Source organism: Bacteroides sp. AM16-24 (assembly GCF_003471885.1).
Lineage (GTDB): Bacteria > Bacteroidota > Bacteroidia > Bacteroidales > Bacteroidaceae > Bacteroides.
Window position 1 is genome coordinate 5461 of record NZ_QRKI01000034.1, and the last position, 5213, is coordinate 10673.

At 39.2% G+C, this 5213-nt stretch carries 2 protein-coding genes; both read right to left on the reverse strand.

What is annotated here, in order from left to right:
* Nucleotides 1-1070: 1070 nt before the first annotated feature.
* Nucleotides 1071-1577: a DUF1573 domain-containing protein gene (locus DW182_RS22840; RefSeq protein WP_118296814.1), complete on the reverse strand. Its 507-nt coding sequence runs from the start codon at nt 1575-1577 to the stop codon at nt 1071-1073.
* Between the two features lie 96 nt (nt 1578-1673).
* Nucleotides 1674-4874, reverse strand: a complete 3201-nt coding sequence (locus tag DW182_RS21700; RefSeq protein ID WP_118296816.1) for a hypothetical protein — start codon at nt 4872-4874, stop codon at nt 1674-1676.
* Nucleotides 4875-5213: the final 339 nt, after the last annotated feature.

The following is a 5213-nucleotide window of genomic DNA, read 5'->3' on the forward strand; positions in this document are numbered from 1 at the left end:
TAAAAAACAAATTTCCTAAATAAACGATGAGTGCATTTGGCTGATATACAAAGCGTTATTGGTTTTATAAAAGAGCTAAATATCCCAATAAAAGAATCTGTTGAAACCTGATAATCTGAGCGAACATGCTGAACTACAACCTATTCCGAGTTCATTTCCCAATAAGCAATTTTACTTCTCCAAGTAAATTGACACTACTTTTTAGCACCTTGTTTTGTAACAACGCACTACTGCAACCTGCTTATTTTCAAGAATAAAGACGCTATTAAAGTAAAGAGATAGAGTATTTTTAAAGATAGTAATGACACCATATTCAGGCACCAATGACAAGAAATGAAGTTACAACCGGATAATGATTATAGGATCATCAGGCAAAACTATTCTGATCCGGGATATCTCTATTCAGACAGCATTTTCAATGCACCTAATGTATATATCTATTAAGTCTTACTATCAAACCTCCTGTAAAGAGGTATAGAAAAACTTATACCACGAAAAAGAGAGCGGATTTCAAATCCACCCTCTTCCGGAAGATAACCATTCTGTATATTGTACTATTATAGCTTCTCCAATACAAGCAGCTCCCAATCAAACACTAATAATTTTAACGAATTGTCATTGTGTATAAATCATTATCAGTTATTATTCCAAGAGAGCAATACCATTTTTTTCTTCAAGATATTGAGAACTGATATACAATAGAGAATATGCATTTAGCTTACCGCTTTTATATTTTAGGCTTAAACAAAACATACCTCCTTATGCATCTATAACGGAATAAGAATTTTAAGCAATTAAACCCAAAGCATAATCCAGATTAACATGCATAGAGAGAGCTGTTTTCTAATTTGACATTTGGCTTATAGTTGTACATAACAAACCAAATGATATATAGCAGGCTCTTCCCTTTACACCACAGGCTACGAACTACCGATAACGAAATTACTACTCAATGCGAATAATTCGTCATCTATATCTAAGTATATTACTTGTAAACTGAAGATTAAATATTAAGTTTCTCGATCTTTTTTCATCGCGTTGCCGGTGGTGTCGGGGCATTCCGTTTTCCCTCACTGCAATCTTCCGTTAATACCAAGTGTTACACACTCTTTCTTTGCGTTAGTGATAACCCTTATCGATTTGCTAAAGTATTCTGCTTGTCGTTCCCGTCCATCGTAAATGACCCGAACGAAGGATTCTCCATCCGGTTCTATGGGAATGTGGGGGTAGAAAACTTTAGTGCAGTGACACGAAGTTTCCACTCCGAGTATTACCAACCTATCCTTTCCGCAATTGGTGAATATGAAGTCGAATGAATCAACCGGCTGCAAGAGGGGAATTATTCCGAAATTGTGTAGTGTATCCTTGAAACAGATATCTGCATTTTGTATTTTCTGAACGGCAGACGAAGGAGCAGATTTACGGCAAGCAGAAAACAAAGGAAGTAATATAACCACAAGAAATAGATGGAAAAAGGTAGCTTTCATTACATATTTGATTACTATAGTTAGGAAATTAATAGCTGTTACAACGGATACTTTTGTCTGTCGGATGTACTTATACCGATCTTGCAGCATTAAAAAAAGAAGAGGGAAGATACTCCCTTTCCGAATATCTTCCCTCTGTTTTCAGGATTGTTATTAGGGATAAATGCCCTATTCACAAAATGGGGTTTAGTTTCTCTTTACAGTAGGCCAACCACCACCATTATTATTACCCTTCAATTCTCCTAAGCCGCCGACATTAACTGTAGCACGATAATCGCCGCTTGTTCCTAATGCCTCGCGAAGGAAGGAAGCTCCTGCGGCACAGCTGAATTGTCCGTCAACAGTCGTAGTAGTCTTAAATGCAAATGTTGTATTACCGGCTGTTTGATCAAAGTTACCTGTCACAGCGTTGGGAGTACCGTTGGAATCAAATATACCTGCAGTCTCAACGTTTCCTTCTACAACAAATCGATTATCACTAGTGAAACTTGCCGTAGCCTCATTGTTCAAGTCATTCTTTACAGTGAGGATGTCAGCCTTATGAGTGGTAGTACCTGCATTGTTCAGGTCACCACCGATGGTAATCTCAGATTTATCTGCATTATTTTTAGCGTCAACCTTAAAGATTGCATTCTCTTCTACATTCACATCATTTACGGTGCTTAGTAAACCATCTTTTACGTTCAATGTACTGTTACTACGAACTGTTACGCAATGACCGAAGGATTTTTCCGTAGCTTTACCAGCTGAATCTAATGCCTTGAATGCAATCTGCTTAGCATCTGCTGCCACATATACATCCTTATCCTTAAGTACATTGTTCGGATCAACATTTTCTAAATTGAAGAAGGAAACATCACTACCCACAATCTCGATAACATTAACAGAAGCACTTGTCACCTCATCTGTCAAAGTAAAGTTCAGACGTTGGTTGGTTGCCACTTTGGATACATACATACCTTTCACAGGCAGGTCAGTTTCATATTTCAGACTATGATAAGTTCTGCTAAGACCAGTTCCTGTGCCGTTCTCTATATATTGACCACCTAACTGACCACTTAACTGGTCGATAAGCAAACCGTTATTTTGCATCGGTTGTCCTACCAAGTTCGTAACGCCATTGTTGTCAATGATACCGTTGTTAGTAGAAGCACCTGTCAGTGTCAGACGTCCGTCGATAGTGGTATTTGCTTCACCATCTTTAACATTTAAAGTCTTGATAATAGCTGTTTCGCTTGTATTGGTCAAGGCATTAACAACGAGTTCAGCAAAGCCTTCAATGTTGATTTCACCACCTTTGTTGAGTGTAGGATCTTTGGTACCGACAGAAACCTCATTGGTTAAAGTTTCGATAGTAGCTACAACAGGACGGATAGTAAAGCTAGTTTTGTCTAATGTACTTATTGCCCCATCTACATAATCCTTCCAGCTTGTCCAATTCTTGCCAGCTCCGCTAACAACACATCCTGGTTTTCCTACAGTTACAGGGCTTGCAGTTACCATACCTTTGTTAGTTAATGTTCCAATCTCAATATCTGATTGGGTATTACCCAACAAGAACAATTGTGCGGCATCCAGAGTCTTTCCTTTATCGAGAGCCCATTCGTCATATGCATTCACCAATTCACCAACTTTAATAGTAGCTTTCTTTCCTGCTACATTGGCCAATGCCAAGGCACCGTTGTTAATGATCTTTGTGAATTCAATGTTGGCTATCCCGCTAGCAGTGCTACCTACGCTCAGACGGGCTACATCTGCATCGCAGCATCCTGCTCCCTCAACGGTGAACGGTACATTAAAGGTCAATTTAGCCTCTCCTGTTGCATCCATGCTCTTGATGTACATCTCCTGTCCGGCAGCCAAAGAAAGACCTACTTCCTCGCCTTTTGCATTCGGCTTGCAGAAGGTCATTATATTAATATCCTTGTCAAAGAACATAGTGCCCAAGTTACCTACATAAGGTGCGTGACTCATCACATCTTCTATTCTGACACTTCTTAGCAACTGGATAGTGTTTGTTTCTGTTGTGGAGCCATGCGATTTAATGTTTTCCAAAGCCGAGAACAAAGTTTCTTCGTCCACTACCATGTATTTGCTTTCAAAATTGGCGCCCTTCAAATCGATAGCGATTGAGTTGTCTTTACCTGACTCAAATTTAACTGCACCTGCCTGATATGCATATGTCTTGTCTTCGTCATTAATGAGAACGACTGTCAGATTATTTACAGTTTGCGGTAATACAGGGAAGTAAACCTTGAGTGCGTTGTTAAGGCTTCCATTAGCTGAAGTGGAAACTGTGGCATATTCGGTTCCATTATTAGTCAATGTAGCGTAAATAGCATTGGTGTCATTCGTTTTGACAGCAGTTGTACCATCCTTATAATATACTTCTTCACCTAAGGGTTTGCTATTCGTGATTGCCTCTACACAAGCTTTGGCATCCAAATCTTGTTCAAACAAGAATCCTGTTTCATTGGCATAGAAGATAACTTTCTTAATATTGTTTGTACCACTAATAGCTGAGTTATATAACTTCACACCTGCAAAACTACTCAATGTTCTTGTGCTAATCTTCTCCAAACTTTGTCCACCGGCATAGTGGTTTACGCGGCCGATAGAGAATGCATAACGTGACAGTGTGGTAAAACGGTTTAGATTTACGTCAATGTCAAAATGATCAGGCTGCGCAGCTAGGATTTGTCCTTTTGTGAAGCCATCGTTATATGGAAAATATACAAGATATTCACCCTCAAATACGTCAGAATTCTCGGTCTTGAACAAACCGCTACCCAGATTCAGCTCACCGTTTGCATATTCACCTATAGCATATTGGCCATCATCTTTTGTTTGGTAGTTGGTACCACTGCCGTTTGTACTTGTATAGGGATTGCTCTGCCATGTTGCAACATCACCATTTACAGTTTCACCTACAATATACCCGCCATTGGTTAATGCAAACGGAGCGCATTCTTCTTTTTCCACTCCTGTTGCATTTTTATCCAGCCAGCCAACGTGTTCAAATTCGTAGTTAGTATAAACCTTCTGTGACAATGAAGTTGCAGCAGAGTATTCTGGATCTTCATTGTTTATACCGGTCCAGCAGAAACCGATACGTTGGTTACTTCTTGCTGCGCCAGTGATGGGATCGACATCAATACTACCATCTGCCTTCAATGCGGTAGGCATCCAGATAAAACGGCCATCTACCGAATAGGCACGTGTTTCGGCATTTCCTGCACCATAGCCAATGCCCAACAGACCGGATTTCACAAGCTTGCCTTTCAGTCCGTCATTGCTGTTTGCATTATTTGAGACGAATGTATCGTCCTGACAACTAAGCAATGAAGCGGCAAAAGCAGCTACAAATAAGAATTTACTTGTTTTCATACTTTTATTGATAATTTGTTTATTTATTCATTGAGTCTGCTACAAAAAGTAGCTTTTTATCTCCTACCAAAAGAGTCTGTAGGATGTAAAGTTTTGACAAAAAGACTTTTTAGAGTGGACTCTTTAATTGAGTTTCAAGGAACAGCTTATCCTTTAGTAGCTTATCCTTGCATCTTTTTTAATTCATGGAATTATTACATTCCTTCAGGCAGGTCCTCACCGTCACTTCCTGGGCTTGCAGCAAATCCCAATTCCACTTCTACCTCCAGAACTGTCACTTCTGGAACCTCATACTTCATTTCCTTTTCTACTTTCATAATCATAAAATTTAAATTGTTA

Bases quoted from the DNA above. Each gene is read 5' to 3' on its own strand.
- DW182_RS21700 (WP_118296816.1), bottom strand. From the start codon at position 4,874: ATGAAAACAAGTAAATTCTTATTTGTAGCTGCTTTTGCCGCTTCATTG.
- DW182_RS22840 (WP_118296814.1), bottom strand. From the start codon at position 1,577: ATGCTGCAAGATCGGTATAAGTACATCCGACAGACAAAAGTATCCGTT.